The organism is Streptomyces sp. NPDC088387, from assembly GCF_044753385.1.
GTDB lineage: Bacteria > Actinomycetota > Actinomycetes > Streptomycetales > Streptomycetaceae > Streptomyces.
The window spans coordinates 308918-335365 of sequence record NZ_JBIVNC010000010.1 but is presented as its reverse complement, the minus strand read 5'-3'; the positions used below and the strand labels follow the sequence as shown (position 1 = coordinate 335365).

Annotated in this window: 25 protein-coding genes and 1 pseudogene; 16 read left to right on the top strand and 10 right to left on the bottom strand. The window is 70.7% G+C overall.

The features are described 5' to 3' along the window. The 5 genes from ACIQAC_RS27095 to ACIQAC_RS27075 form a co-directional block, all read right to left on the bottom strand. Positions 1–362, bottom strand: a 362-nt coding sequence (locus ACIQAC_RS27095; protein WP_402195084.1) for an ATP-binding cassette domain-containing protein, incomplete at its 3' end; no start/stop codon positions are given. Positions 363–401: 39 nt separating this feature from the next. Beyond that, positions 402–1469 carry an ABC transporter ATP-binding protein gene (locus tag ACIQAC_RS27090; RefSeq protein WP_402195081.1) on the bottom strand — a complete coding sequence of 356 codons (1068 nt, stop codon included), beginning with the start codon at positions 1467–1469 and terminating at the stop codon, positions 402–404. A gap of 11 nt (positions 1470–1480) precedes the next feature. Then, positions 1481–2464 (bottom strand): ABC transporter permease, encoded by a 984-nt coding sequence (locus ACIQAC_RS27085; RefSeq protein WP_402195079.1) that lies wholly within the window; start codon positions 2462–2464, stop codon positions 1481–1483. Positions 2465–2473: 9 nt separating this feature from the next. Beyond that, positions 2474–4282, bottom strand: coding sequence for an ABC transporter substrate-binding protein (locus ACIQAC_RS27080; protein WP_402195076.1), 1809 nt, complete (start codon positions 4280–4282; stop codon positions 2474–2476). 54 nt (positions 4283–4336) lie between these two features. Beyond that, positions 4337–5350: an ABC transporter permease gene (locus tag ACIQAC_RS27075; protein WP_402195073.1), complete on the bottom strand. Its 1014-nt coding sequence runs from the start codon at positions 5348–5350 to the stop codon at positions 4337–4339. A gap of 736 nt (positions 5351–6086) precedes the next feature. On the opposite strand from ACIQAC_RS27075, the gene ACIQAC_RS27070 reads away from it, so the two are divergent. Genes ACIQAC_RS27070 through ACIQAC_RS27050 form a run of 5 tightly spaced genes read left to right on the top strand, consistent with a single transcriptional unit; the run spans position 6087 to position 11698 of the window. Next, entirely contained in the window at positions 6087–7721 is a 1635-nt protein-coding gene (locus tag ACIQAC_RS27070; RefSeq protein ID WP_402195071.1) for an ABC transporter substrate-binding protein, read from the top strand. A gap of 6 nt (positions 7722–7727) precedes the next feature. Next, on the top strand, positions 7728–8651 hold the full coding sequence (locus ACIQAC_RS27065; RefSeq protein ID WP_402195069.1) for an ABC transporter permease: 924 nt from the start codon (positions 7728–7730) through the stop codon (positions 8649–8651). Next, positions 8644–9642: an ABC transporter permease gene (locus ACIQAC_RS27060; RefSeq protein WP_402195067.1), complete on the top strand. Its 999-nt coding sequence runs from the start codon at positions 8644–8646 to the stop codon at positions 9640–9642. Before ACIQAC_RS27065 ends, ACIQAC_RS27060 begins: the two co-directional genes overlap by 8 nt. Positions 9643–9648: 6 nt before the next feature. Then, positions 9649–10632 (top strand): ABC transporter ATP-binding protein, encoded by a 984-nt coding sequence (locus ACIQAC_RS27055; protein ID WP_402195065.1) that lies wholly within the window; start codon positions 9649–9651, stop codon positions 10630–10632. Then, entirely contained in the window at positions 10616–11698 is a 1083-nt protein-coding gene (locus ACIQAC_RS27050) for an ABC transporter ATP-binding protein (RefSeq protein WP_402195063.1), read from the top strand. The genes ACIQAC_RS27055 and ACIQAC_RS27050 overlap by 17 nt, the downstream gene beginning before the upstream one ends. A 143-nt stretch (positions 11699–11841) precedes the next feature. On the opposite strand, the gene ACIQAC_RS27045 is transcribed toward ACIQAC_RS27050, so the two are convergent. Further along, positions 11842–13962, bottom strand: coding sequence for a prolyl oligopeptidase family serine peptidase (locus tag ACIQAC_RS27045; protein WP_402195061.1), 2121 nt, complete (start codon positions 13960–13962; stop codon positions 11842–11844). A gap of 184 nt (positions 13963–14146) precedes the next feature. Between ACIQAC_RS27045 and ACIQAC_RS27040 the strand changes: the two genes are divergently transcribed. Then, entirely contained in the window at positions 14147–14341 is a 195-nt protein-coding gene (locus tag ACIQAC_RS27040) for a hypothetical protein (protein ID WP_402195059.1), read from the top strand. 6 nt (positions 14342–14347) lie between these two features. On the opposite strand, the gene ACIQAC_RS27035 is transcribed toward ACIQAC_RS27040, so the two are convergent. Continuing rightward, positions 14348–14560, bottom strand: coding sequence for a DUF397 domain-containing protein (locus ACIQAC_RS27035; protein ID WP_402195058.1), 213 nt, complete (start codon positions 14558–14560; stop codon positions 14348–14350). Next, positions 14557–15423, bottom strand: a complete 867-nt coding sequence (locus ACIQAC_RS27030; protein WP_402195056.1) for a helix-turn-helix domain-containing protein — start codon at positions 15421–15423, stop codon at positions 14557–14559. The genes ACIQAC_RS27035 and ACIQAC_RS27030 overlap by 4 nt, the downstream gene beginning before the upstream one ends. A gap of 154 nt (positions 15424–15577) precedes the next feature. Between ACIQAC_RS27030 and ACIQAC_RS27025 the strand changes: the two genes are divergently transcribed. The 10 genes and pseudogenes from ACIQAC_RS27025 to ACIQAC_RS26980 all read left to right on the top strand — a co-directional run bounded on the left by ACIQAC_RS27025 (position 15578) and on the right by ACIQAC_RS26980 (position 24268). Then, on the top strand, positions 15578–16069 hold the full coding sequence (locus tag ACIQAC_RS27025; protein ID WP_402195054.1) for an ATP-binding protein: 492 nt from the start codon (positions 15578–15580) through the stop codon (positions 16067–16069). A gap of 74 nt (positions 16070–16143) precedes the next feature. Next, a pseudogene (locus tag ACIQAC_RS27020) lies at positions 16144–16333 on the top strand (hypothetical protein); the annotation flags it as partial. Between the two features lies 1 nt (position 16334). Further along, positions 16335–16739 (top strand): hypothetical protein, encoded by a 405-nt coding sequence (locus ACIQAC_RS27015; RefSeq protein ID WP_402195051.1) that lies wholly within the window; start codon positions 16335–16337, stop codon positions 16737–16739. A gap of 78 nt (positions 16740–16817) precedes the next feature. Next, positions 16818–17684, top strand: a complete 867-nt coding sequence (gene mshB, locus ACIQAC_RS27010; RefSeq protein ID WP_402195049.1) for an N-acetyl-1-D-myo-inositol-2-amino-2-deoxy-alpha-D-glucopyranoside deacetylase — start codon at positions 16818–16820, stop codon at positions 17682–17684. Continuing rightward, positions 17681–18091: a DUF6113 family protein gene (locus tag ACIQAC_RS27005; RefSeq protein WP_402195047.1), complete on the top strand. Its 411-nt coding sequence runs from the start codon at positions 17681–17683 to the stop codon at positions 18089–18091. The genes mshB and ACIQAC_RS27005 overlap by 4 nt, the downstream gene beginning before the upstream one ends. A gap of 207 nt (positions 18092–18298) precedes the next feature. Then, a complete protein-coding gene (locus ACIQAC_RS27000; protein ID WP_402195044.1) occupies positions 18299–20575 on the top strand; it encodes a hypothetical protein in 2277 nt (758 codons plus the stop codon). A gap of 213 nt (positions 20576–20788) precedes the next feature. After that, positions 20789–21718, top strand: a complete 930-nt coding sequence (locus ACIQAC_RS26995) for an ABC transporter ATP-binding protein (protein ID WP_402195041.1) — start codon at positions 20789–20791, stop codon at positions 21716–21718. Further along, on the top strand, positions 21715–22455 hold the full coding sequence (locus ACIQAC_RS26990; RefSeq protein ID WP_402195038.1) for an ABC transporter permease: 741 nt from the start codon (positions 21715–21717) through the stop codon (positions 22453–22455). The genes ACIQAC_RS26995 and ACIQAC_RS26990 overlap by 4 nt, the downstream gene beginning before the upstream one ends. Then, the gene (locus ACIQAC_RS26985) at positions 22452–23657 is read left to right on the top strand and encodes a sensor histidine kinase (RefSeq protein ID WP_402195035.1); all 1206 of its coding nucleotides are present in this window, start codon (positions 22452–22454) and stop codon (positions 23655–23657) included. The genes ACIQAC_RS26990 and ACIQAC_RS26985 overlap by 4 nt, the downstream gene beginning before the upstream one ends. Continuing rightward, the gene (locus ACIQAC_RS26980; RefSeq protein ID WP_402195032.1) at positions 23654–24268 is read left to right on the top strand and encodes a response regulator; all 615 of its coding nucleotides are present in this window, start codon (positions 23654–23656) and stop codon (positions 24266–24268) included. The genes ACIQAC_RS26985 and ACIQAC_RS26980 overlap by 4 nt, the downstream gene beginning before the upstream one ends. A 136-nt stretch (positions 24269–24404) precedes the next feature. Here the strand turns inward: ACIQAC_RS26980 and ACIQAC_RS26975 are convergent, their stop codons facing one another. Next, positions 24405–25268, bottom strand: a complete 864-nt coding sequence (locus tag ACIQAC_RS26975; RefSeq protein ID WP_402195031.1) for a transglutaminase-like domain-containing protein — start codon at positions 25266–25268, stop codon at positions 24405–24407. 65 nt (positions 25269–25333) lie between these two features. Beyond that, a complete protein-coding gene (locus tag ACIQAC_RS26970) occupies positions 25334–26356 on the bottom strand; it encodes a GNAT family N-acetyltransferase (RefSeq protein ID WP_402195126.1) in 1023 nt (340 codons plus the stop codon). Positions 26357–26448: the final 92 nt, after the last annotated feature.

Sequence of the window (26448 nt, the reverse complement as noted above, 5' to 3'; positions counted from 1 at the left end):
GACTTGATGATCGTGCCGACCGTCTGCCGCGGATTCAACGACGAGTACGGATCCTGGAAGATCATCTGGATCTCCGAACGCACCGGCGCCAGTTGCCTGCGGTTGGCGTGGGTGATGTCCTCGCCGGCGTAGGTGATGCGGCCCTCGGAGGGCTCCAGGAGGCGGGTGATCAGCCGGCCCGTGGTCGACTTGCCGCAGCCGGACTCGCCGACCAGGCCCACGCTTTCGCCGACCCCGACGGTCAGGTCGATGCCGTCGACGGCCTGGACCGCGCCGACCTTGCGTTTGATCGGGAAGCCGCCGTGGATCGGGAAGTGTTTCGTCAGGCCCCGGACGTCCAGCAGGGGCGTGGTCTCGGTCATGGCATGGGGTTCCTAGCGTGAAGTGCCGTGTTGCGCGGGTCAGTCGACCCGGGCCGTCGTGTAGTCCGCGAAGAACTCGCGGCGCTGTCCGGCCGTGAGATGACAGGCGGCGCCCCGGCCCGCCGTCAGGTTCAGCACCGGGCGCTCGCCGGCGCAGCGGCCCCCGGGCACCTGCTCGGCGAAGGCGCAGCGCGGATGGAAGGGGCAGCCCGGCGGCGGGTCGAGCAGCGAGGGCGGGGTGCCCGGGATCGGCGCCAGCGGCACGTCCACCGGCCCGCGCAGACTGGGCATGGAGCCCAACAGGCCAAGGGTGTACGGGTGTTGCGGGTCCGTCAGTACCTCGGCGCGGCTGCCGCGCTCCACGCACCGGCCCGCGTACATCACAAGGACGTCGTCCGCCATCTGCGAGATGACGCCGAGGTCGTGGGTGATGAACACGATCGCCGTGCCGTACTCGTCCTGGAGTTCACGCAGCAGGTCCATGATCTGGGCCTGCACGGTGACGTCCAGGGCGGTGGTCGGCTCGTCGGCGATCAGCAGCCGGGGGTCGCAGACCAGGGCCATGGCGATCATCGCGCGCTGGCGCATACCGCCGGAGAACTGGTGCGGGTAGTCGTCGACCCGCACCTCCGGCTGCGGGATCCCGACCCGCCGCAGCATCTCGACGGCCCGCGCGCGGGCCTCCCGGCGGGACGCGCCGGTGTGCTTGCGGTACGTCTCGGCGATCTGGACGCCGACCGTGTGGTACGGCGACAGGGAGGCCAGCGCGTCCTGGAAGATCATCGCCATCTTGTTGCCGCGCAGCCGCTCCAGCTCCCGTTCGGGGGCGGTCAGCAGCTCGGTGCCGTCGAGGACGATCTCGCCCTCGATGGCCGTGCGGCGGCGGTCGTGCAGGCCGAGGACGGTGAGGTTGGTGACGGACTTGCCGGAGCCGGACTCGCCGACGATGCCGAGGGTCCGGCCCGCCTCGACGTCGAAGGAGAGCCCGTCGACGGCCTTGACCACACCGTCGTCGGTGGAGAAGTGCACGTGCAGGTCGCGGACCGACAGGAACGGGGTGCCGGTGGCCTCGCGGGTGCCGTCGGTGACGGCCGCTTGAGTGGTCATGTTCGCCTCTCCTACGCCAGCCGGATCCGTGGGTCGATCAGCGCGTACACGGCGTCCACGACGATGTTCGCCACGACGATCGCCGCCGCCGCGACCAGCACCACACCGAGCAGCAGCGGCAGGTCGTTGTCGCGTACGGCCTTGATGGACAGCGCCCCGATGCCGTGCAGTCCGAAGGTCTGCTCGGTGATGATCGCGCCGCCCAGGAGGTAGCCGATGTCGAGGCCGAGAATGGTGACGATCGGGCCCATCGCGCCGCGCCAGGCGAACCGGAAGAACACCGTGCGCCGGGACATGCCCTTGGCGCGGGCCGTACGGACGTAGTCCTCGCTGAGGGTCTCGACCAGCTGGGAGCGGGTCATCCGGGTGTAGTTGGCGGTGAAGATCAGCGCGAGCACCAGCCAGGGCAGTAGCAGGCCCTTGAACCAGGCCGCCGGATCCTGGGTGAAGCCGGTGGCGTCGGAGGGGCGGGCGAAGACGTGCCATTGGTCGGAGAGGTAGTACATGGCGACCACACCGACGATGTAGATCTGGAGCGAGGAGCCGATCAGGGACGCCGAGGAGGCGATCTTGTCGAGCGGGCGGCCCTGCCTGACCGCCGCGATCATGCCGGTGCCGACGCCGGCCACGACGAACACCACCGTGGAGCCGAGGGCGAGCGAGAGGGTGGTCGGGAAGCGGTCGGTGATCAGGCCGAGCACCGGCTCGTGGTTGGTGAAGGAGTAACCGAGGCAGGGGGCCGGGCAGTTGCCGAGCCCGGCGTAGTCGCGGCCGGCGAAGACGCCGACCAGCCAGTGCCAGTACTGCACCGGGAGGGGTTCGTCGATGCCGAGGTTGCGCCGCACCAGCGCGAGCGTCTCGGGCGTGCAGAGCTTGCCGCAGGCGGTGCGCGCCGGGTCGCGCGGGGCGACGTAGAACAGGACGAAGGTGAGCACGCTGATGATCAGGAGGATCAGCAGCGCGCCCAGCGTCCGGCGGAGGAGGAAACGGGCCATGGTCGTCGATCAGGCCTTGGCGTAGAGCTTGTAGAGCAGGAACGCGGAGAACAGCGGGTCGAACTGGCTGCCGCCGACCTTGTCGCCGTACAGGTAGTAGCGGCGCTGGTAGGTCTCCGGGATGATCGGCGCCTCCTTCTGCATCAGCTGCCGGTCGAGGGAGGCCCAGGCCGCGTTGGCCTTGTCGGGGTCGGTGATGACGGCGTCCTGCCTGATGTCGGAGTTGACCCAGCCGACGTTGAGCTCCGAGACGTTGTTGGCGCCGTTGGCGATCGTCGTGCCGTCGAACAGCGGCTGGAGGATGGTGTATCCGGTGGGCCAGTCCGGGGACCAGCCGAACCACATCACGTCGAACTGGTTGTCGATCTGCTGGACCTGGTCGTAGTAGCTGGTGGACTCCACCGGCTTGATGACCGGATCGAAGCCGGCCTTCTTCAGCGCGTCCGCGATGACCACCTTGGTCTTCTCGTAGACGTCGTTGCCGCCCTGCGGATACGTGTAGACGATCTTCTGGCCGAGCGCCCCGGCCTCCTTCAGCAGCGCCTTCGCCTTCTCCGGGTCGCCCTGCGGCTTGGTGAGCTTGCCGTACAGGTCGAACTTCTGGCGGCCCGCGATGTCCGGGCTGAGGATCGTGGTCGCGTAGTCACCGGCCGACGGGCCGCCGTAGATCGTGCGGATCTGCTGGAGGGGCCAGGCGTGGTTGAGGGCCTGGCGGATCCGGACGTCCTTGATCCGGCGGCAGTTGATGGCGTAGTAGTACAGGCCCGACAGCAGTCCGTCGATCGTGCGGGCCTTGAGGTCGGCGTCGCCGAGCACCTTCTGGATCCGCTCGGCGGGGACACCGCTGTAGGCCATCACCGCGAACTCGTCGTCGCCGGAGTCGGCGATCAGCCGGTCCGTCGCCTGGAGCGCCTCGGGGCCGAACTCGAAGGCGAACGTGTCCGGGTAGGCCGTGCGGATCGGGTCGGTCGCCGGGTTCCAGTGCGTGTTGCGCACAAACGTCATCGACTTGTCGACCGAGTGCTGCTTGATCCGGTACGGACCGCAGGAGAACGGGTCCTTGTCGTAGTTCTGCTTGGTGTCGTGCTTGACCGGCACGGCCCCGTAGGAGTGCATTGCCAGCGTGTAGTTGAGGTCCGGGCGGGCCGTCTTCAGATGGAAGGTGATGGTCCGCTTCGCCGGGTCGGTGACGATCGAGGACAGGTGCTTGCCGCTGTACGGGCCCTTGTAGACCGAGCGGAAGTCGCTGGTGCCGGTCAGCGCGGACTGGACGTAGGTCGCGCCCTCGGTGGTGAAGCTGGCGAAGCCGCGCTCGATGCCGTGGCGTACGTCGTCCACGGTGAGGTCGCTGCCGTCCTCCCACTTGACCCCGTCCTTCAGCGTGAAGGTCCAGGTCCTGCCGCCGTCGGACATCGTGCCGGGGTCGGTGGCCAGGTCGCCGACCAGCTTCATCGAGCCGTTCGAGGCGATCTTGTAGCCGGTCAGACAGCGGACGTAGAGATTGGCCGCCGTGGAGTTCCAGGCGAAGTAGATGCGCTGCGGGTCCAGATGGGAGAAGTCGTCCGGGCCGAGCGCGTGGATCGTGCCGCCCTTGCGCGCGCCGGACACCTCCGGTGCCGGGCCGGTGGAGTCGTCCGCGGTGCCGATGGTCACCGCGGAGTAGTCGGCCGTACCGGCCGCGCCGCCGCCGCTGTCCGACGTACCGCCTCCCCCGCCGCCGCTGCTGCACGCCGAAAGCAGCAGGGAGCCGCCGGCCGCGGCCACCGAGGTGGCGATGACGAAGTTTCTGCGGGAGAGGGGCGAACCGGAGAGAGACATGACTGTCCTGTCTGAAGGGTGGGTCGGGTCGGGTTGGGCTCGAGGGAGGGGGGATCAGCGCCTGGTCTTCGGGTCCAGCGCGTCGCGCACGGAGTCGCCGAGGAGGTTGAAGGCGATCACGAAGACCACCATCGACAGGCCGGGGAAGAGCATGTACGTGATGTCGTTCTGGTAGACCTGCGCGCCGCGCTGGATCATCACGCCCCAGTCGGGGGTCGGGTCGCTCAGGCCGACGCCGAGGAACGCGAGGGCGGCCTCCGTGGTGACGTACATGGGCAGCGCGAGGGTGGCCTGGATGAGGATCGGCGTCCACAGGTTGGGCAGCAGCTCGCGGAAGATGATCCGGGCGGGGGAGGCGCCGGTGACGCGGGCTGCCTCCACGAACTCCCGTTCGCGCAGGCCGAGTACCTCGCCGCGGAGCAGGCGGGCGATGGGGGCCCAGCCGAACGCGGTCATCACGGAGATCAGGCTGACCACCGTCAGCCAGGTCGGGGTGTTCTCGTCCGGCGACACGAAGATCGAGATCATCACCGGCCAGAAGGCGATGAAGAACAGCGTGGACGGGAAGGCCAGCAGGATGTCGATGACCCGGCCCACGAAGCCGTCGACACGGCCGCCGAGGTAACCGGCCGTCAGTCCTACGACGATGCCGAGGAACGTGACGAGGACGGTGGTCGCGGTGGCGATGAGCAGCGAGTTGCGGATGCCGTAGAGCAGGAGGGTGAAGACGTCCCGGCCGAGCTGGGGCTCGACGCCGAACCAGAAGTCGCCGCTTACGCCTCCGTTGGGGCGGACGGGGAAGCCGAACTCGTTCAGGAGGCCGGACTGGTTCTGGCCGTAGGTGGTGTACGGGTCCTTGCCGTACAGCTTCGCGATCAGCGGGGCGGCGATGCCGGCGACGAAGAAGACGACGACGATGCCGGCCGAGATCACTCCTGCCTTGTCCCGGCGGAACCTCAGCCAGGCGATGCGGGCGGGTGAACGGCCGTTGCCGGCGCCGGCGCCGGGTCTTGGGGGTGGGGCGGGTTGCGCCGGTGGGGGTGCGGCGACGGAGGTGGGCGAGGTCATGGTGCTCCCGGCCCGTGCGGGGGGTGGGTGAACAGTTGGCGAACGCACGGGCTAGCGCGACTGTTCAACGCGGTGTCAGGGCGGGTCAATGAAACCCCGGTGGGTTTGATCGGCTCTTTTGTCCTTTGACCTGCCGGTGGGGGAGGGAATGTCGGGCCTTGGCCGCAACATGACGCCCCGCTGGCGCTGCCGCTGGCGCTGCCGCTGGGGCGGTGCCCACAGGAGGCGGTTCCCGCTCACCCACCGCCGCCGCGGGCAGCCGCACCCACCGCCGCTGCGGGCAGCTGTGCCGCTGGGGCGGCACGGGTGGGCGCGGCGGCACCCCGTCGCGCCGGGTTGCGCAACGCCCCGCGGTCCAGCCCCCACGCCGGGTGGTGTTGTCGGGTGCGGCGCCGTCGTGGCCGTTCGCGCAGTTCCCCGCGCCCCTGGGGGGTGACGGTTGTTGTGACGGTGCGGGGCCGTGGTGGCTGGTCGCGCAGTTCCCCGCGCCCCTGGAGGGGCCTCCGTCGTCGTGCCGGTGCGGCCCGGTGGGGGCTTGGCGCGCAGTTCCCCGCGCCCCTGGGGGTGGGAGCTGTCGTCGTGACGGTGCGGGTGTGGGGTGGGGTCAGGGCTCTTCGGGGGGCCGGGGCCCCTCGTACGGGTGGGTGGGCGTGCGGGTTGGGGGGAGTGCGTACATATTGTCCCGTAATGAGCCAGCGCCAGCGCTGACGCACACGCACTGACGAGGAGGCACCCCATGCGTGGAGCCACGCACGCCAGATGGGCCGCATGCGCCACGGCGATCGCCCTCGCGGCGACGGCCTGCGGAGGCGGCGACAGCGGCGGGGACAGCGGCGGCGACTCCGGCGCCGTGCTCAGCGCCTCCTGGGGCGACCCGCAGAACCCGCTGGAGCCGGCCAACACCAACGAGGTGCAGGGCGGCAAGGTCCTCGACATGATCTTCCGTGGTCTGAAGCGGTACGACCCGGAGACCGGCGAGGCCAAGGACATGCTCGCCGAGTCCATCGAGACCACCGACTCGCAGAACTTCACCGTCACCGTCAAGAGCGGCTGGACGTTCAGCAACGGCGAAGCCGTCACCGCCCAGTCCTTCGTCGACGCCTGGAACTACGGCGCCAGCCTCAAGAACAACCAGCGCAATGCCTACTTCTTCGGCTATATCGACGGGTATGAGCAGGTGCACCCCGAGAGCGGCGCCCAGAGCGCTCAGACGCTCTCCGGGCTGAAGGTCACCGGTGAGCGGACCTTCACCATCCGGCTCGGGCAGAAGTTCTCCACGTTCCCCGACACCCTCGGCTACCCGGCCTACGCCCCGCTGCCCAAGGCGTTCTTCGACGACCACGCCGCCTGGGTGAGCAAGCCCGTCGGCAACGGCCCGTACACCATCGACTCGTACCAGAAGGGCTCGCAGATGTCCCTGCGCGCCTGGGACGGCTACCCCGGTACCGACAAGGCGCAGAACGGCGGCGTCGACCTCAAGGTCTACACCGACAACAACACCGCCTACACCGACCTGATGGCCGGCAACCTCGACCTCGTCGACGACGTCCCCGCCTCGCAGCTCAAGAACGTCAAGAACGACCTCGGCGACCGCTACCTCAACACCCCGGCCGGCATCATCCAGACCCTCGCCTTCCCGTTCTACGACAGCGACTGGAACAAGGCCGACTCGGTCAAGGTCCGCCAGGGCCTGTCCCGCGCGATCGACCGCGACCAGATCACCCAGACCATCTTCCAGAAGACCCGCACCCCGGCCACCGACTGGACCTCCCCGGTGCTCGGCGAGGAGGGCGGCTTCAAGGAGGGGCTGTGCGGGGAGTGGTGCGAGTTCGATGCCGCTGAGGCGAAGAAGCTCATTCAGGAAGGGGGTGGGCTTCCTGGGGGGCAGGTGAAGATCACCTACAACGCCGACACCGGGTCTCACAAGGACTGGGTGGACGCCGTCTGCAACTCCATCAACAACGCGCTCGACAACGACCGCGCCTGCGTCGGCAACCCCGTCGGCACCTTCGCCGACTTCCGCAACCAGATCACCGAGCGGAAGATGAGCGGACCGTTCCGGGCCGGCTGGCAGATGGACTACCCGCTCATCCAGAACTTCCTCCAGCCGCTCTACTACACCAACGCCTCCTCCAACGACGGCAAGTGGTCCAACAAGGACTTCGACGGACTCGTCGACCAGGCCAACGCCGAGACCGACACCGCGAAGGCCGTGGGCCTGTTCCAGCAGGCCGAGGAGGTCGTCCGGGACAACATGGCGGCCATCCCGCTCTGGTACCAGAACGGCAGCGCAGGCTACTCGGAGCGGCTCTCCGACGTGAAGCTCAACCCGTTCAGCGTCCCGGTGTACAACGAGATCAAGGTGAGCTGACCCGGCATGGGACGGTACGTCGTCCGGCGGCTGCTCCAGATGATCCCGGTCTTCATCGGGGCCACGCTGCTGATCTTCCTGATGGTGAACGTGATGGGCGACCCCATCGCCGGACTCTGCGGCGACCGGGAGTGCGACCCGGCCACCGCCGCTCAGCTGCGCAAGGAGTTCGGCCTCGACAAGCCCGAGTGGCAGCAGTACCTGACCTACATGGGCAACGTCTTCACCGGCGACTTCGGCACCGCCTTCAACGGGCAGCCGGTCACCGAGCTGATGGGCAGCGCCTTCCCGGTCACCATCCGGCTGACCATCGTGGCGATCGTCTTCGAGGTCGTCATCGGCATCACGCTGGGTGTCATCACCGGGCTGCGCCGCGGGCGGCCCATCGACACCGCCGTACTGCTGCTGACCCTCGTCGTCATCTCCGTCCCCACCTTCGTCACCGGCCTGCTGCTCCAGCTGCTGCTCGGCGTCGAGTGGGGCTGGATCAAACCGTCGGTGTCCACCGAGGCGTCCTTCGACGAGCTGATCGTGCCCGGCCTGGTCCTCGCCTCGGTCTCACTCGCCTACGTCACCCGCCTGACCCGCACCTCCATCGCCGAGAACCGCCGCTCCGACTACGTCCGTACGGCCACGGCGAAGGGCCTCCCGAGGCGCCGGGTGGTGACCCGGCATCTGCTGCGCAACTCGCTCATCCCCGTGGTCACCTTCATCGGCACCGACATCGGCGCCCTGATGGGCGGCGCCATCGTCACCGAGCGGATCTTCAACATCCACGGGGTCGGCTACCAGCTCTACCAGGGCATCCTCCGGCAGAACACCCAGACGGTCGTGGGTTTCGTGACCGTCCTCGTCCTCGTCTTCCTGGTCGCCAACCTGCTGGTGGACCTTCTGTACGCCGTACTCGACCCGAGGATCCGCTATGTCTGAGCCTTCGCAGCCGTACGCCGCCGGCGGGGGACGGGCGAACGAGGACTCCGCCATCGCCTCCACCGGCATGGGCGGCGCCATGGACCTCGCCGCCGCCGAGGCGGAGACGCTGGGCACCCCGCCCGGCGGCCCCGGCCCCCAGGAGCGCGCCCGCAGCCTGTGGTCCGACGCCTGGCACGACCTGCGCCGCAACCCCGTCTTCATCATCTCGGGCCTGGTGATCCTCTTCCTGGTCTTCATCTCCCTGTGGCCGCACCTCATCGCCTCGGGCAACCCCCTCAAGTGCGACCTCTCCAAGGCCCAGGAGGGCTCCCAGCCCGGCCACCCGTTCGGCTTCAACGGCCAGGGCTGCGACGTCTACACCCGTACGGTCTACGGCGCCCGTACGTCCGTCGCCGTGGGCGTCTGCGCCACCCTCGGGGTCGCGATCCTCGGCTCGGTCCTCGGCGGCCTCGCCGGGTTCTTCGGCGGGATCTCCGACTCGATCCTGTCCCGCATCACCGACATCTTCTTCGCGATCCCCGTCGTCCTCGGCGGCCTCGTGCTGCTGTCGGTGGTGACCAGCAACTCCATCTGGCCCGTCATCGGGTTCATGGTGCTGCTCGGCTGGCCGCAGATCTCCCGGATCGCCCGCGGCTCGGTCATCACCGCCAAACAGAACGACTACGTGCAGGCCGCCCGCGCCCTCGGCGCCTCCAACTCCCGGCTCCTGCTGCGGCACATCACCCCCAACGCCGTGGCGCCGGTCATCGTCGTCGCGACGATCGCGCTCGGTACGTACATCGCCCTGGAGGCGACCCTGTCGTACCTCGGCGTCGGACTGAAGCCGCCGAGCGTCTCCTGGGGCATCGACATCTCCGCCGCCTCGCCCTACATCCGCAACGCCCCGCACGCCCTGCTCTGGCCGTCCGGCGCCCTCGCGCTCACCGTCCTCGCGTTCATCATGCTCGGCGACGCGGTGCGCGACGCCCTCGACCCGAAGCTGAGGTGAGCCGCCGTGCTCCTCGAAGTGCGTGACCTGCACGTGGAGTTCAAGACGAGGGACGGTGTCGCCAAGGCCGTGAACGGCGTCGACTACGCCGTGGACGCCGGCGAGACCCTCGCCGTGCTCGGCGAGTCGGGCTCCGGCAAGTCGGTCACCGCACAGGCCGTCATGGGCATCCTCGACATGCCGCCCGGCCGGATCACCGGCGGCGAGATCCTCTTCCAGGGCCGCGACCTGCTGAAGCTCAAGGAGGAGGAGCGGCGCAAGGTGCGCGGCGCCGAGATGGCGATGATCTTCCAGGACGCGCTGTCCTCGCTGAACCCGGTGCTCTCCGTCGGCGACCAGCTCGGCGAGATGTTCATCGTGCACCGGGGCATGTCGAGGAAGGACGCACGGGCCAAGGCCGTCGAGCTGATGGACCGGGTGCGCATCCCCGGCGCCAAGGAGCGGGTCAAGCAGTACCCGCACCAGTTCTCCGGCGGTATGCGCCAGCGCATCATGATCGCGATGGCGCTCGCCCTCGAACCCGCCCTGATCATCGCCGACGAGCCGACCACCGCCCTCGACGTCACCGTCCAGGCCCAGGTGATGGAACTCCTCGCCGACCTCCAGCGCGAACTGCGGATGGGCCTGATCCTCATCACGCACGACCTCGGGGTGGTCGCCGACGTCGCCGACCGCATCGCCGTCATGTACGCGGGCCGGATCGTGGAGCAGGCGCCCGTCCACGACATCTACAAGGCGCCCGCCCACCCGTACACCCGCGGCCTGCTCGACTCCATCCCGCGCCTCGACCAGAAGGGCCAGGAGCTCTACGCCATCAAGGGCCTGCCCCCCAACCTGCTCAACATCCCGCCCGGCTGCGCCTTCCACCCGCGCTGCCCGCTCGCCCAGGACGTCTGCCGCACCGACGAACCACCCCTGTACGACGTCTCCGAGGGCCGCGAGAGCGCCTGCCACTTCTGGAGGGAGTGCCTCGATGGCGACAACGGCTGAACCCGGGTCCGCGCCGGCGCCCGCGCCCGCCCCCGAACCCATCCTGGAGGTCACCGGGCTGGTCAAGCACTACCCGCTCACCACCGGCATCCTCTTCAGGAAGCAGGTCGGCGCGGTGAAGGCCGTCGACGGCGTCGACCTCACCCTGGCCCGCGGCGAGACCCTCGGCATCGTCGGCGAGTCCGGCTGCGGCAAGTCGACCGTCGCCAGGATGCTGGTCAACCTGGAGCGCCCGACGGCCGGTTCGATCAAGTACAAGGGCGAGGACATCACCCGCCTGTCGGGGCGCGCCCTGAAGGCCGTACGCCGCAACATCCAGATGGTCTTCCAGGACCCGTACACCTCGCTCAACCCCCGGATGACCGTCGGCGACATCATCGGCGAGCCCTACGACATCCACCCCGAGGTGGCCCCCAAGGGCGACCGCCGCCGCCGGGTGCAGGAACTGCTCGACGTGGTCGGCCTCAACCCCGAGTACATCAACCGCTATCCGCACCAGTTCTCCGGCGGTCAGCGCCAGCGCATCGGCATCGCGCGGGGGCTGGCACTGCGCCCGGAGATCATCGTCGCGGACGAGCCGGTCTCCGCGCTGGACGTCTCGGTCCAGGCCCAGGTCATCAACCTGATGGAACGCCTCCAGAACGAGTTCGACCTCGCCTATCTCTTCATCGCCCACGACCTGTCGATCGTCCGGCACATCTCCGACCGGGTCGGCGTGATGTACCTCGGCCGGATCGTCGAGACCGGCAGGGACGCCGAGATCTACGACCATCCCACGCACCCCTACACCCAGGCGCTGCTGTCCGCGGTCCCCGTGCCCGACCCCGACGCCCGTGAACACCGCGAGCGGATCATCCTGGCCGGCGACGTCCCGTCCCCGACGCACGTCCCCTCCGGCTGCCGCTTCCGCACCCGCTGCTGGAAGGCCCAGGAACGCTGCGCCCAGGAGATCCCGCCGCTGGCCGTACCGCCCCATCTGCGGTCCCTGTCCGGCCCGGCGGTCCACGACTCGGCCTGTCTCTTCGCCGAGGAGAAGCAGGTCGTGCCGTCGGACGGGGAGCGGTAACAAAGCGGCAACTCCGCCGACCCGGCACCGATATGGGGACACGCCACACTGAAGAACGTACGGCCGTGCGGGTGCCGTAACCAGACCGGGGTGCGCCATGTCACCCCGGTCTGGTTCTTGTCCGGGTACGGCCGGGTCGCGGCTCAGGCGTCCATCTTGAGAGCCCGCTTGAGGAAGTCCACCTGGAGCAGCAGCAGGTTCTCGGCGACCTGCTCCTGCGGGGTCATGTGCGTGACGCCGGACAGGGGCAGCACCTCGTGCGGGCGGCCCGCCGAGAGCAGCGCGGAGGACAGCCGCAGGGCATGGGCGAAGACGACGTTGTCGTCCGCCAGACCGTGCACGATCATCAGGGGCCGGTGCGGCTCGGCGGGGGAGGACAGCCCGTTGTCGGTGATCAGGGAGTTGTGCGCGTACGACTCCGGCGAGCGGGCGGGATCGCCGAGGTACCGCTCGGTGTAGTGCGTGTCGTACAGCCGCCAGTCCGTCACCGGGGCGCCCGCGACGGCCGCGTGGAAGACGTCGGGGCGGCGCAGTACCGCCAGCCCCGCGAGCCAGCCGCCGAAGGACCAGCCGCGCACGGCCACCCGGGAGAGATCCAGCGGGAACGACTCCGCCAGGCCCTGGAGCGCCTCGACCTGGTCGTCGAGCGTGAGCGTCAGATCCCCGTGGACGGCCTTCTCCCACGCCGGTGAACGGCCCGGTGTGCCGCGCCCGTCCGCGACGACCACCGCGAACCCCTGGTCGGCGAACCACTGCGAGGTCAGATACGCGTTGTGCGCGGCGACGACCCGGGACGCGTGCGGACCGCCATAGGGGTCGAGGAGCACCGGCAGGGGAGTGTCACCGGGGTAGTCACGCGGCATAAGTACGGCGCACGGGATCTGCCGTGCGCCCCCCGTGGTGAGCGTCACGCGCGGGGAGAAACCGGGATGCTCGGCGTACGAGGGGACGATCGCGGCGGGCTTGCCGTCGCGCAGCACCTGCACCTTGGCCCCCGGCCGGTCCAGGGCGAAGGACGCCAGGACCGTGACGTCGCCCGAACGCACCGCCGTGTGCACGCCGGGCTCCTCCGACAGACGCGCCACGCCGAGTTCGTTCACCCGGTAGACGTGTACCTCGCCGATTTCCGGAAAGGCCGCCTCCGTGCCCGCCGAGGCCGCCACCAGCACATCGTCGTCCGACACGTCGAGCACCGCGCGGACGTGCAACTGCGGTCCCGTCAACGGCCGTTCACCCACCGCGAGGACCCGCGCGCCGCCCTCGTCGGCGATCCGCACGAGCCGTCCGGAGGGCGACCAGCTGGGCACTCCGGGGAAAAGTTCCAGCCAAATCGGATCTTCGTCGGCATGCACCATCCGGGTCGTGCCGGTGTCCGGGTCCACCGCCAGATACAGCGCGCTGCGCTGGTCGCGCGCCTGCACCAGGATCAGCGGCGCACCCGCCGCTGACCAGTGCACACGCGCCAGATACGGGTACCGCGCACGGTCCCAGGAGACCTCCGTGCGCACCCCGCCGAGGTCGATCACAAAGAGCCTGACCTGTGCGTTGGGTGTGCCCGCCGCCGGATACGGGACGTGTTGTGGATCACGTTCCGGCTGCGCCGGGTCGGCGATCCACCAGCGCCGCACCGGCGTGTCGTCCACCCGCGCCACCAGCAGCCGGTCGGACTCCGGCGCCCACCAGAAGCCGCCCGGACGGTCCATCTCCTCCGCGGCGACGAACTCGGCCAGCCCGTACGTCACTTCGGGCGCCTCGGGCTCCGCGAGTGCCCGGTCCTCCTCGCCGTCCGCGCCCGTGACCCGAAGCGCCCCCGCGGCGACATACGCGACAAGGCGGCCGTCGGGGGAGGGGCGCGGGTCGATCACCGGCCCCGGAACCGGCAGTTCGCGTGCCGTGCCGGTCCGCAGCTCCGCCGTGAAGAGCCGCCCCGACAGGGCGAAGGCGGCCAACTCCACGGCCGCGTCGGTGGCATACCCGACGATCCCCGCGCCGCCCTCGCGGCTGCGTTCGCGGCGCGCCCGCTCCTCGGGCGACAGCCGCTCCGCCGAGCCGCCCAGCAGCGCGCGCGGATCCGCCGCCACCCGCTCCCCGCCGTCCGGCAGATCGAGCACCCACAGGGTGTTGGCGTGATCCGTGCCCGACGGAGAGCGCAGAAACGCGACACGCGAGCCGTCCGGCGCGACGGTGAACGAACGCGGCGCGCCGAGCGAGAAGCGCTGGGTACGGGCGTGCCGGCGGGGGAAGGAGTCAGCCTCGGTCGTCATGCTCCGACGATATTGGCCATGCGCCCCCTTGTGCGGCCGTGCGCCGAGAGATGCGCGCGTACGGATAGTTATGATCACTGGCGCTGGGTGGGTATGAACCTGCTGGCTGCTGCATGGATTTACACGTCTCTACACGTCTGTACGGATGGGCAAGTCCGCCCGCTCTGCTTGGAGGTGATCCGCCGTGGCACTCTCGATTTCGGCGGTGGTGCTGCTGGCGATCGTCGTCTTCCTGCTGGTCAAGAAGTCCGGCCTGAAGGCGGGGCATGCGGTGGTCTGCGTACTCCTGGGCTTCTACCTGGCGTCCTCGACGATCGCCCCGACGATCAACGAGCTGACGACGAACATCGCGGGGATGATCGGCAGCATCAACTTCTGACCCCGGTCAGCGCGACACGTCCACCACGAAGTCGGCCCAGGCCTCCGGCGTGAGCTGGAGGCGGGGGCCGGTGGTCTGGTGGTGCTTGGAGTCACGGACGTGGATAGTGCCGGTGCCGAGGGCGACCTCGACGCAGGAGTCGCCCTCGCTGCTGCTGCTGTAGCTGCTCTTGAACCACGCGAGCTCGGAGGCGTTCCCGGCCGAGGCGTTGCGGATCATGTCTCTCCCAGCAGTTGTTCGACGAAGGCCGCTGACTCACGCGGTGTGAGCGCTTGGGCCCGGATGGTGCCGTAGCGCAGTTCCAGGATACGGAGCTGTTTGGGTTCGGACACCGGTCGGCCGTTGGTCAGTGCCGGAGACCGTCCCACGGCCGATCCGTCCTCGAACTTCAGCACCTCGATACCGCCGGCCAGCCCCGCGTGCTGCTCGCAACTCATCGGCATCACCTGCAACTCGACGTTCCGTAGTCGCCCGATCTCCAGCAGGTGTTCCAACTGGCGGTGCAGCGTCGCCTTTCCGCCCAGTGGGCGCCGTAGCGTCCACTCCTCCAGCACGAAGCTCAGTTCGGGTCGGGGATCCCGCTCGAACACGGCCTTGCGGGCCACACGCGCGGCGATGAACCGCTCCACCTCGTCCTCGGTGTACGTGGGCCGACGCATCAGGAGAAGCCCGCGCGCGTACTCCGGCGTCTGTAGCAGCCCATGAATGTTCAACGGGTCGTACAGCTGGATCTCGACCGCCTTGGCCTCCATCTGGGCCAGATCCCGAACCTTCTTCGGGTAGCGGACCTTCTTCACGTCCTCCCAGGTGGCCGAGATCAGCCCGCCCGCGCCCAGCACCTGGTCCGCCTTGTCCAAGTACTCCTGCCGGGGAATCCGCTTCCCGGCCTCGATCTTGTAGACCATGTCGTCGCCGTACCCGACCGCGCCCCCGAAGTCGGGGACCCGCATCCCCACCGCCTCTCGCCGCAGCCGTAGCTGCCTCCCCACCGTGGCGATGATCGCGAGCCCCCACTCGTCGTCGGGGTCCACCTCCCACCCCGGCTCGTCCGCTCCGCTCACGACCTCGACGTCCGTCGCCATCCCGCGCCCCTCCGTCGTACGACCCTGCCGCGACGCCCTTACCCGTACGGCCGCCGTCGACAGCCTGGACACGTCCGGACAACCGTTGGACAGTCACCGTACGCAACGGCTTCATCACTGTTCACGGTAGGCGTGGATGGCCACGCTGAGTGACGTGAATCAAGAAACCGCCGCCCCCGAGGCCCAAGTCCACACCCCCGTCCGCAACTTCACCGCGCAGCTGTCACCCACGCCACGGGGAGCCCGCCTCGCCCGCCTCCTGGCCACCGAGCAACTCCGCGCCTGGGGAGTCCCCTTGGCCCCGGCGGAGCACATCGTGGCGGAACTCGCGGCGAACGCCGCCACGCACAGTCGCGTCCCCGGCAGGGACTTCCGCCTGACGCTCTACGTCGTCGGCGGCACCCTGCGTATCGAGGTCACCGACACCCGAGGCGACCGCACGCCGGAGCTGCAACACCCGGATGTCGAGGCGGAGTCGGGAAGGGGTCTGATCCTGGTGGACGCGCTGGCGGACCGCTGGGGAACCGCCCGGGGCCCGCACCCCCGCAAGACGGTCTGGGCCGAACTGGAGGTAGGCCCGGAACCGGAACCCGGGTGCACGTGCTCCGGTGCGAGGGGCGACCTTTCCAAAGAACCACGACGGTGAAAGAACCCGCCCAAGCCCCACCCCACCCGCCCGCAGAGCCGGCTCACTCGGGCGAGTGAACATCACCAACTCGGCTGGATTCACGGCCCCTTGCCTGTCCTACGCTCAGCGTGATCGGCAACCGCCTCGCCCAGCATGCGGAGTTGTCCCTCTTCGCCATCGGTCTGGGCTGCCACACGTATCGCGGCCGCGTTGCGCGAGGTGGAGGCCCACGGCTGCCCGCGTCGCGAACGCAAGCGCGTCTCGGTGTCGTGCAACCTTCCGCTTGCCTGAGCCTGGCCGCTGCCGGGACCGCGGTGCCGTTTTCTCACTAGACGAACCGGAAGCCGTCGTAGACCCCATCGTCGAATTCATCGCGCAAGGTGTCGGCGGCAATCGCCGGGCCGCAGAACTCTGGAGGAACCTGGTGGCTGTGGACCTTTCTTTCGACAAGTCGTACCTCATCGAAGAGATCCGCGAAGAGGCCCGCGAAGAGGCCCGCGAAGAGGCTCGCGCCAAGGAGCGCGCCGAGGACATCCTGCTGGTGCTCGAAGCGCGCGGTGTCGACGTTTCCGACGAGGTCCGGGAACGGATCACCGGCTGCGCCGACCCTGATCTGCTGCGTCGCCGGCTCACTCGGGCGGTCACGGCCCCGTCCGCAGCGGAGATCTTCGCGCAGGCGGAACTCTGAGCCCTCATGGCGCCGCTGCTTCCTGCCCGCCTGGTGGGTGGGCGGGAGAGGCGGCGCAGGGCCTCGTAGGGTGAGGGTATGACCGAACTGCCCGGCCGTCGGATGTTGCTTGTGCATGCTCATCCGGATGACGAGTCGATCAACAACGGCGCGACCATGGCCGCGTACGCCGCCCAGGGTGTCCATGTGACGCTCGTCACCTGCACGCTGGGGGAGCGGGGTGAGGTCATTCCGCCGGAGCTTCGCCATCTCTCCGGTGCCGCCCTCGGTCAGCACCGGCTGGGTGAGCTGGCCGACGCCATGCGCGAGCTCGGGGTCGACGACTTCCGGCTGCTCGGGGGCGCCGGGCGGTACAGCGACTCCGGGATGATGGGGCTGCCCGACAACGATGACCCGGGGTGCTTCTGGCAGGCCGGTCTTGATGAGGCTGCCGGGCAGCTGCTGGATGTCGTTCGTGAGGTGCGGCCGCAGGTTCTCGTGACCTATGACCCCAACGGCGGCTACGGCCACCCCGACCACATCCAGGCCCACCGCGTCGCCACCCGCGCCGCCGAACTCGCCGAGGCCGAGGGCGTCGGGATCGACCGGGTGTACTGGAACCGGGTGCCGAGGACCGTCGTAGAGGACGCCTTCGCCCGGCTCGCCGACGGCCTCGCGCACCTGCCGTACAAGAAGGCCGCGAGCGTCGGCGACGTGCCCGGTGTGGTCGACGACCACCACGTCACCACCACCGTCGACGGCACCGCCCACGCCGCCGCCAAGGCCGCCGCGATGCGCGCCCACGCCACCCAGATCGAGGTCCTGGAGCCGTACTTCGTGCTCTCCAACGAACTCGTCCAGCCCCTGTTCACCACCGAGTACTACGAGTTGGTGCGCGGCGAGCCGGCCGACGGCATCGACCGTGACCTGTTCGCCGGGATCGCCGGGATCGGAGACACCTCGTGAGTGACCGTGGATCGATGCTCGCCCAGCCGCTGCGGCGGCCGTCCGCCGTACGGATCCTCGCCCACCTCGGGCTCTTCGCGCTCGGCGCGGTCGTCGCCGTCGCCGGTGCCCTGATGCAGTCCGCCTGGTTCCCCGGCGGCCTGCTGCTCGCGCTCCTCGGCGCCGCCGGGACCTTCCTCGGTGGCGCGCGGGCGACCGGCGGGCGCAGCGGAGCCGTGGCCGGCGCCGCCGGCTGGATGATCTCCGTGGTGCTGCTCACCGCGAGCCGTCCCGAGGGCGACTTCCTGTTCGCCGCCGGCAGTGGCTCGTACCTCTTCCTCCTCGGCGGCATGGGTGTGGCTGTGATCTGCGCCACGCTTGCCCTGGGGCGGCAACCGGGTGCCCCTTCCGTCCGACTTGGCAAGTGACGTACCACTTCGCCGGTCTGCACACGTGCGAGTCCCGTGTGGGTTTCCCCAGCGGTCATGGGATGCGCGCGTGTGGCGGCCAGTATGGTGGTGCGCGCCGCCGAGCTTCCCCCAACAGCTCGACCACCGCTCGACTCGGTTCGAGCCGGGGGGACCCCCTAGCAAAGTGAGGTCGCACGGGCGGCGAGCCAACCGGGAGAACCTGCCTTGAGTCGTGAAACTGACAGTCCGTCCTCCGGGCCCAACGGGCGCGGTGGAGCCGCATACCCCTCGGGCACGCCGCCCTACGGGACGCCCGCGGTTCCCGACGCCGGTGCGGAGCAGGGCCGTTCGGCCGCGCAGCCGGAGGAACGCAAGACCGAGACCACGCTGACGACCCGGATCCGGATCAACATCCCCGGGTCCCGGCCGATCCCGCCCGTCGTGGTGCGCACACCCGTCGCCGACACCGACGGCGCCGGCGAGCAGCGCACCGAGCCCGCCCAGGCCCCCGCCTCGGCTCCCTCCCACGGCAGAGCCGAGCCGGCGCCCGTCGCGCCCGCGGCCCAGGCCGAGGAGAAGACCAGCGACTGGTTCGCGCCCCGCAAGTCCGGCCAGCCCGCGCCCGGTCAGGGCGGCGGCACCGCCAACGGGGCCGGGCAGAGCGGCGGTTCACCCGCGCCCGCACCCGCGGCCCCCGCGCCGGGTGCCGCACGACCGGGCGGCCACCGTGCCCTCGGCCCCGGCAGCACCCCCGCCCCCGCCCGCCCCGGCACCGGCTCCGGACCCACCGGCGGCCCCGTGGCCCCCGGGCACGGCGGCGGCACCGGCTCCTTCGACGTCACCGAGGCCCTCGCGGCCGGCCCCCTCGGCAACGGCAACGGCCAGGGCCACAGCGCCACCAACGGCAACCCCCACGGCACCGGTGAGACCCGCCGCGACGACCTGCCCTACTTCGCCAACGGCGGCGAGAACTTCGCCGACGGGGGACAGGGCGGACCCGGACAACACCAAGGCCGGCACACCCAGCAGGGGCAACAAGGCCAGCAGGGCCAGCAGGGGCAGTACGGTCCCGGCGGCGCGTACGGCGGTCCCGGCGGTCCCGGCGGACCCAACGGCCAGGGCGGCCACGGCGGCCCCCACGGCTACGGCGGCCCGCAGGGCCCCGCGGGCCCCACCGGCGGCCCCGTCACCGGCGACAGCCCCCTCGCGCCGCCCCTGGGCGCCGGCGGACCCGGCGGCCCCGGAGCGAACGGCACCACCGGCATCTCCAGCGGTCCCGGCGTACCCGGCGGCCACGCGATTCCCGGCGGCGGCCTCAGCGACGACACCGCGATCCTCACCCCGCAGAAGCACGTCACCGAACCCCCGGGCGGCCGCTACCCCAACACGGGCAACGTCTCCGGCGACACCGTCAGCAGCGGCATCCCCGTGGTGCCGGCCGGCGACCGCGGCCCCTCCTTCGCGCCGGGCGGCGGACCCGGCGACGGCGCGGTCACCCACACCCCGCCGAAGCTGCCCGAGCCCGCCCAGCAGAGCGCGCCCGCCGCACCCCGCAAGAAGAAGGGCCGCAACAAGCTGGTCCTGCTCGGCACCGGTGTCTTCTTCATCGCCGGTGGCGTCTACGGCGCCGGACTGCTGATGAACCACTCCGACGTGCCCAAGGGCACCACCGTGCTCGGCGTCGACATCGGCGGCGGCACCCGTGACGACGCCGTCAAGAAGCTCGACGACGCGCTCGGCGACCAGATCAACAAACCGCTGAAGCTGGCCGTCGACGGCGAGACCGTCTCCCTCAGGCCGGACCAGTCGGGCCTCCAGTTCGACGCCGACGCCACGGTCGACGCCGCCGCCGGCAGCGACTACAACCCCGTCTCCGTAGTCGGCTCCCTCTTCGGCCAGAAGCGGATCGTCGAACCGGTCATGCCGGTCGACGAGGAGAAGCTGCGGGCCGCCCTGGAGGAGGCCTCGGGCAGCGCGGGTACCGCGGGCGACGGCACCATCAGGTTCGAGTCCGGCAAGGCCGTCGCGGTCTACGGCAAGGCGGGCAAGGGCATCGACGCCGGCCAGGCCACCGAGGCCGTCGAGAAGGCGTACCGCACCCAGGTCGAGTCCGGCACCACCGACCCGGTCCGGCTGCCCACCACCAGCCAGGAACCGACCGTCAGCAACGCCGAGGTCGACCGCATGATGAAGGAGTTCGCGGAGCCGGCGATGTCGGCCAACGTCATCGTGCGCACCGACGCCACCCGCTTCATCGAGTTCAGCCCCGAGAACTCGCTGTGGAAGTTCCTCAAGGTCAAGGCCGTGGACGGCAAGCTCGTCGACGCGCCCGACCTCACGGTGCTCCAGGAGCTCTACGGGCAGACGTTCGACGGGGTGCAGATCACGCGGGCGACCGGCGACAAGACGGACGTCACCCCGCAGGATGTCTACGGCGCGCTTCGGCAGGCGCTGCTGAGCACGAGTGACCGGGACGTCACCATCGAGACGGACCCCAGTTAGGTAGGCGCGCTCCGCGCGGGGGGTGCGTGGTCGGCTGCGGGTCCGATGGGGCTGGTCGCGCCCACGCGGCGGAGCCGCACAATGTCACGGCCCCGCGCCCCTTGAGGGCGCGGTGGAACCGCGTCCCGACCATCCCCCTATGACATCTGTCATCCGCAACACCGGATCCCCGACACTGCCCCGCCCCCGTCCCGCCCGGCCACGCTTGGGTGCATGACGACAACTGCACCGGTCACGACCACGACCCCCGTGGTCGGCTTCGACCGGGTGAGCAAGACGTACGGGGACGTACGGGCCGTGGACGGGCTGACGTTCGCCCTGCACCCGGGGGAGACGGTGGCGCTGCTCGGGCCCAACGGGGCGGGCAAGTCCACCACGCTCGATCTGCTGCTCGGACTGAAGCGGGCCGACACCGGGACGGTCCGGGTGCTCGGCGACGGCCCCCGCGAGGCCATCGTCGCCGGGCGCGTCGGCGCGATGCTGCAAAGCGGCGGCCTGATGGACGAGGTGACGGTCCGTGAACTCGTACGGCTCGCCTGCGCGCTGCACCCGCGCCCGCACCCCGTGACCGACGTCCTCGCCCGCGCCGGCGTCACCCAGATCGCCGACCGCAAGGTCAACAAGCTCTCCGGCGGCCAGGCCCAGCGCGTCCGCTTCGCCCTCGCCACCGCCGGCGACAGCGACCTCATCGTGCTGGACGAGCCCACGACCGGCATGGACGTCACCACCCGCCAGGCCTTCTGGGCGACCATGCGCGAACAGGCCGCCCAGGGCCGCACGGTGCTGTTCGCCACCCACTACCTCGAAGAGGCCGACGCCATCGCCGACCGGGTCCTCGTGCTGCACCGCGGCCGGCTGCTGGCCGACGGCACCGCGGCCGAGATCAAGGCGAAGGCCGGCGCCCGCAGGATCTCCTTCGACCTCGAAGGGCCCGTCGACCGGGCCGCGCTCGACACCCTGCCCGCCCTCTCCGCCCTCGACGTCTCCGGGCAGACCGTCCGCATCCGGTCCACCGACGCCGACGCCACCGTCCACGCCCTCTACGGCCTCGGCGTCTACCCCCGCAACCTCGAAGTCGCCGGGCTCGGCCTGGAGCAGGCGTTCCTCACCCTCACCGCCGCCGAGGAGGCCAAGCGCGTATGAACGGCCTGATCAAACTGGAACTCGTCCGCGCCCTGCGCAACCGCAAGTTCCTGTTCTTCTCCGTGATCTACCCGTCCGTGCTGTTCCTGATCATCGCGGGCAGCGCCGACTCGACCGCGCGGGTCGACGGCACGGACCTGACCCTGCCGACGTACATGATGGTCTCCATGGCCTCCTTCGGCGCCCTGACGGCCGTCCTCATGGGCAACAGCGAGCGCATCGCCAAGGAGCGCGAGAACGGCTGGGTACGGCAGCTGCGGCTCACCCCCCTGCCCGGCCACGGTTACGTCCTCGCCAAGACAGCGAGCGCCGCCGTGGTCAGCCTGCCGTCCATCGTCATCGTCTTCGTGGTCGCCTCGGCCGTGAAGGACGTACGCCTCGACGCCTGGCAGTGGCTCGCGCTCACCGGCGCGATCTGGGCGGGCAGTCTCGTCTTCGCCGCGCTCGGCGTCGCCATCGGCTACCTCGCGACCGGGGACGCGGTCCGGCCGATCACGATGATCGTGTACTTCGGCCTGTCGCTCCTCGGCGGCCTGTGGATGCCGACCACGACCTTCCCCGACTGGCTCCAGTCCCTCGCGAAGTGGCTGCCCACCCACGCGTACGCTGCCCTGGGACAGGCCATCGAGCAGAGCCGGGCCCCGGAGGCGAGGGACGTCCTCCTCCTCGCCGTGTCGTTCGCCGTGTTCGCGGGCGGCGCCGCCTGGCTGTACCGGAAGGACACGCTGAAGGCGTGAGCGGCATCGGCATCGGACAGCGCCCCGTCAACCGCAGACAGCGGTTCGTCAAAGGGCTGTGGACGGCCATCTGGTTCGCCTACCTCGGCGCCCCCGTCACCGACCTCCTGCACGGCGGACACGCCACCGGCGTCCGGGTGCTCGGCTGGCTCGGCCTCGCCGCCTTCGTGACCTGGTACATGATCCTGGTCTTCCGGACCGGCCGGCGGGACCACGAACGCCTCGTCCTCGCCTCGCTCGCCGTCCTCGCCGCCCAGTCGGTGCTGCTCGCCGTCACCCTGGGCCGCGAGTGGCTGGTGCTCTTCGTCTACGTGTCGATCGCGTCCGGCGCCGCACTGCCCGTGCGGTACGCGCGCTGGACCATCGCAGGCGCCTCCGCCCTGATGAGCGCCGTCGCCTTCGCCGTCCCCGACGGCCGCGCCTATCTCGCCGGGCTGCTCATCCCGGCCCTCCTCGGCGGCTTCGCCATGACCGGCGTACGCGAGATGGTCCGCACCACGATCCAGCTGCGCGAGGCCCGCGCCACCGTCGCCCAGCTCGCCGCAAACGAGGAACGGCTGCGCCTCGCCCGCGACCTGCACGACCTGCTCGGCCACTCGCTCTCCCTGATCACCCTCAAGAGCGAACTCGCCGGCCGGATGCTCCCCGACCAGCCCGACAAGGCCGCCCAGCAGGTCGCCGACATCGAGCGGGTCAGCCGCCAGGCCCTGGTGGACGTACGGGAGGCCGTCTCCGGCTACCGCCGCCCCCGGCTCGCCGCCGAACTGGCCGGCGCCCAGGTCGCCCTCACCGCCGCCGGCGTCACCGCCGCGGTCCCCGTCGAGGCCGACCTGGCCGCTCTCCCGGAGGACGCGGAGACCGCCCTCGCCTGGTCGCTGCGCGAGGCGGTCACCAACGTCGTACGGCACAGCGGCGCCCGGCGCTGCACCGTCGAGGTACTGCGCCGCGAGACCCTCGACGGCACCGTCGTGGAGCTGACCGTCGCCGACGACGGATCCGGCGGCAGGGGCGGTGTCCCCGGCAACGGCCTCACCGGCCTCACCGAACGCCTCCACAAGGCGGGCGGAACCCTGGAGGCGGGCCCGCAGAAGCAGGGTTTCCGGCTCGTCGCCCGCGTCCCGGCGGGCACCGTCCCCGACGGCCCCGGCAGGGACGGTTCCGGTACAGACGGTTCCGGTACGGACGTAGGATCCCCGGCATGAGCCGCACGATCCGGGTCCTGCTCGCCGAGGACCAGTCGATGGTCCGTGAGGCACTGGCCGCGCTGCTCGGCCTGGAGGACGACATCGAGGTGGTCGCGCAGGCCGCCCGCGGCGACGAGATCCTGGCCCTGGCCCGCGCCCACGAGATCGACGTGGCCCTCCTCGACATCGAGATGCCCGGCGCCACCGGCATCGAGGCCGCGGCTCTGCTCCACCGCGAACTGCCCCACGTACGGCTCGTCGTCCTCACCACCTTCGGCCGCCCCGGCTACCTCCGCGGCGCGATGGAGGCGGGCGCCGACGCCTTCCTGGTCAAGGACGCCCCGGCCGCCCAACTCGCCGACGCGGTACGCCGGGTCCTCGCCGGCGAACGTGTCATCGACCCCACCCTCGCGGCGGCGGCCCTCGCCGAGGGCGCCAACCCCCTCACCGACCGCGAACGCGAGATCCTCCGTGCGGCGGCCGACGGCTCCACCAACGCGGAACTCGCGCGGACCCTGCACCTCTCCCAGGGCACGGTCCGCAACTACCTCTCCACCGCCATCCAGAAACTGACGGTCCGAAACCGAGCGGAGGCAGTGCGGGTGGCTAGGGAAAAGGGCTGGTTGTAGAACCGGGTGGGGCAGCGGCGTCGGCTTTCGGCGCAGGCCGCCTGCAACCCCCCAGGAGCCCGGGGAACTGCGCGACAAGCCACAACGCACCCGCACCCGCACCCGTACCCGCACCCGAAGTCCCCCGGACGAACCCCTAGTTCAAAAGGGCCCGAGCGGCCCGAGCCTCCCCTCTCAAGGACTCCGCCGCACCCCCATCCACCCCCTCCACAACCTCCGCATACGCCTCCAACTCCACGGCCCCACCCAGCACATCCCCCCGCCGCACCAGCAACTGCGCCCGCTCGTACCGCAGCCGCGCCGGATGCGAAGGCAACAGCAGCGACAGCTCCACCGCCCACAGCCCCACATCCGTCCGCTCGGGCCGGGCAAGCGCCCACGCCCGCACGTTGTTCAGAATCCGCAGCACCACGTCCAGCGGATCCGCCGGCGTCAGCATCGACGCATCCAGCGAGGCCCCCGTCGCCCCCGCGACCAGCAACTCCGCGTCCGGCCCCGTCAACACCCGCCCCCCGTCGAAGGGATCAACGAGCACCTGCTCGCCCACCTGCTCGTCCACCGGCCCGAACCCGACCACGAAGTGCCCCGGCAGCGCGACCCCGTACACCGGCGCCCCGGCCCGCCGCGCGACCTCGATCCACACCACCGACAGCAGGATCGGCAGCCCGCGCCGGCGCTCAAGGACCTGGTGCAGCAGCGAGGACTCCAGCCGCTGGTAGTCGACGGGAGCACCCCGGAAGCCACACCGCTCGCCGAGCAGCTTCCGCAGCGCCTCGGCCCAGGCACCCGGCCCGCCCGGCCGGTACGGCAGCTCCCCGGCCAGTCTGTCCAGCTCCGCCTGCGCGGCGTCGACACCGGTGTCGTCCAGCGAGGCGTCGGCCTGCGCGCCGACCAGCAGGCACAGCGCCGACAGATCGGGCCGCTCGGCGCGGGCCTCCTCGGCGAACCGGCGACGCAGTTCGGCGGAGCGTTCGGACGGGGGCGGGAACGGGGAACCCATGACTGCTTCGTGCCCTTTCGAGGTGATCGGTAAGGGGAATACGTAGCCCGGCCGGCCGGGGTGACTCAGTGCCGGGCCGTACCGGACGATCCGTCCGGCTCCCGGTAGTGGTGGTACGAGTGGTGCGCGCCGAACCCCATCCCGGCGTACAGCGCCCGCGCACCCACATTGTCCGCCTCGACCTGGAGCCACGCCGCGGAAGCGCCCTCGGCCAGCGCCCGCCGGGCCAGCGCGGCCATCACCTCGCCGGCCAGCCCCCGCCGCCGTAGCGCCGGATCCACCTCCACGGCGGCGAAACCGGCCCACCGGCCGTCCACCACACACCGCCCGATCGCGGCCGGGGCGCCGCCCTCGCCCTCGCCGGGGATGCTCGCGAACCACACCGAGGCCCCGCTCCCCAGCACCCGCAGCGCGACCTCGTCGACCCCCTTGCGCTGATAGCGGCCCAGCCAGCCGGCGTCCGCCTCCCGGGACAGCACCACCGCCGCGCCCTCGGCCCGGTCCGCGACCGGCGCGAGACCGCCGGTCCACAGTTCGGCGGTCACCTCCCGCACCCACCCGCGTTCCGCCAGCTGCGCGCCGAGCAGTTCCTGTGTGCCGTCGGCGCCGGTGGCGATCTGGAGGTAGGCGGGCAGCCCCCGTTCGCCGTACCAGCCGCGCACGGTGTCGAGCGCGGTGTCCAGCGGCAGCCCCGGATCGCCGAGCGGCAGCACGGAGTTGGCGCGCCGGGTGAATCCGGCGGCCGCCCGCAGCTCCCAGTCGCCGAGCCGCTCGCTCTCCAGCGGCCGCCACGCGCGCGAGGCGACCCGGCTCAGTTCGTCGTACGACGCCGAGGGGCCCCGGCGACGGGCCGGTGCGGCCGGCACCACCTTGCCCGCGACCAGCGAGGATTCCACGATCCGGACACTCTCGCCGTCCCGGCGTGTGATCACGAGCACACCGTCGTCCCAGGATGTGAGAACACCCACCGTGTCGGTGAATTCACCCGTCGTATCGCCGGTGTCCAGACGCTGCCGGACGGAGACCCGTTTGCCCACGTCAGCTGCGGTAATGCGGACTACGAGGCGCCCTGACGCCGAGATATCCACAGGTTGGTCCACCCCTCCTGTTCGGATCATGCCCAAGAACGGAGATACTAGGGGCGGGCATCGACGACGCCGCGCTCCCGCGCGCCAGGCGG

Excerpts from the sequence above, each read along its gene's own strand:
- ACIQAC_RS27060 (WP_402195067.1), top strand. The coding sequence starts at position 8,644 with ATGTCTGAGCCTTCGCAGCCGTACGCCGCCGGCGGGGGACGGGCGAAC.
- ACIQAC_RS27075 (WP_402195073.1), bottom strand. The coding sequence starts at position 5,350 with ATGACCTCGCCCACCTCCGTCGCCGCACCCCCACCGGCGCAACCCGCC.
- ACIQAC_RS26990 (WP_402195038.1), top strand. The coding sequence starts at position 21,715 with ATGAACGGCCTGATCAAACTGGAACTCGTCCGCGCCCTGCGCAACCGC.
- ACIQAC_RS27070 (WP_402195071.1), top strand. The coding sequence starts at position 6,087 with ATGCGTGGAGCCACGCACGCCAGATGGGCCGCATGCGCCACGGCGATC.
- ACIQAC_RS27035 (WP_402195058.1), bottom strand. The coding sequence starts at position 14,560 with ATGATCCGCAACGCCTCGGCCGGGAACGCCTCCGAGCTCGCGTGGTTC.
- ACIQAC_RS27045 (WP_402195061.1), bottom strand. The coding sequence starts at position 13,962 with ATGACGACCGAGGCTGACTCCTTCCCCCGCCGGCACGCCCGTACCCAG.
- mshB (WP_402195049.1), top strand. The coding sequence starts at position 16,818 with ATGACCGAACTGCCCGGCCGTCGGATGTTGCTTGTGCATGCTCATCCG.
- ACIQAC_RS27080 (WP_402195076.1), bottom strand. The coding sequence starts at position 4,282 with ATGTCTCTCTCCGGTTCGCCCCTCTCCCGCAGAAACTTCGTCATCGCC.
- ACIQAC_RS27085 (WP_402195079.1), bottom strand. The coding sequence starts at position 2,464 with ATGGCCCGTTTCCTCCTCCGCCGGACGCTGGGCGCGCTGCTGATCCTC.
- ACIQAC_RS27065 (WP_402195069.1), top strand. The coding sequence starts at position 7,728 with ATGGGACGGTACGTCGTCCGGCGGCTGCTCCAGATGATCCCGGTCTTC.
- ACIQAC_RS26975 (WP_402195031.1), bottom strand. The coding sequence starts at position 25,268 with ATGGGTTCCCCGTTCCCGCCCCCGTCCGAACGCTCCGCCGAACTGCGT.
- ACIQAC_RS26995 (WP_402195041.1), top strand. The coding sequence starts at position 20,789 with ATGACGACAACTGCACCGGTCACGACCACGACCCCCGTGGTCGGCTTC.
- ACIQAC_RS27030 (WP_402195056.1), bottom strand. The coding sequence starts at position 15,423 with ATGGCGACGGACGTCGAGGTCGTGAGCGGAGCGGACGAGCCGGGGTGG.
- ACIQAC_RS26980 (WP_402195032.1), top strand. The coding sequence starts at position 23,654 with ATGAGCCGCACGATCCGGGTCCTGCTCGCCGAGGACCAGTCGATGGTC.
- ACIQAC_RS27050 (WP_402195063.1), top strand. The coding sequence starts at position 10,616 with ATGGCGACAACGGCTGAACCCGGGTCCGCGCCGGCGCCCGCGCCCGCC.
- ACIQAC_RS27090 (WP_402195081.1), bottom strand. The coding sequence starts at position 1,469 with ATGACCACTCAAGCGGCCGTCACCGACGGCACCCGCGAGGCCACCGGC.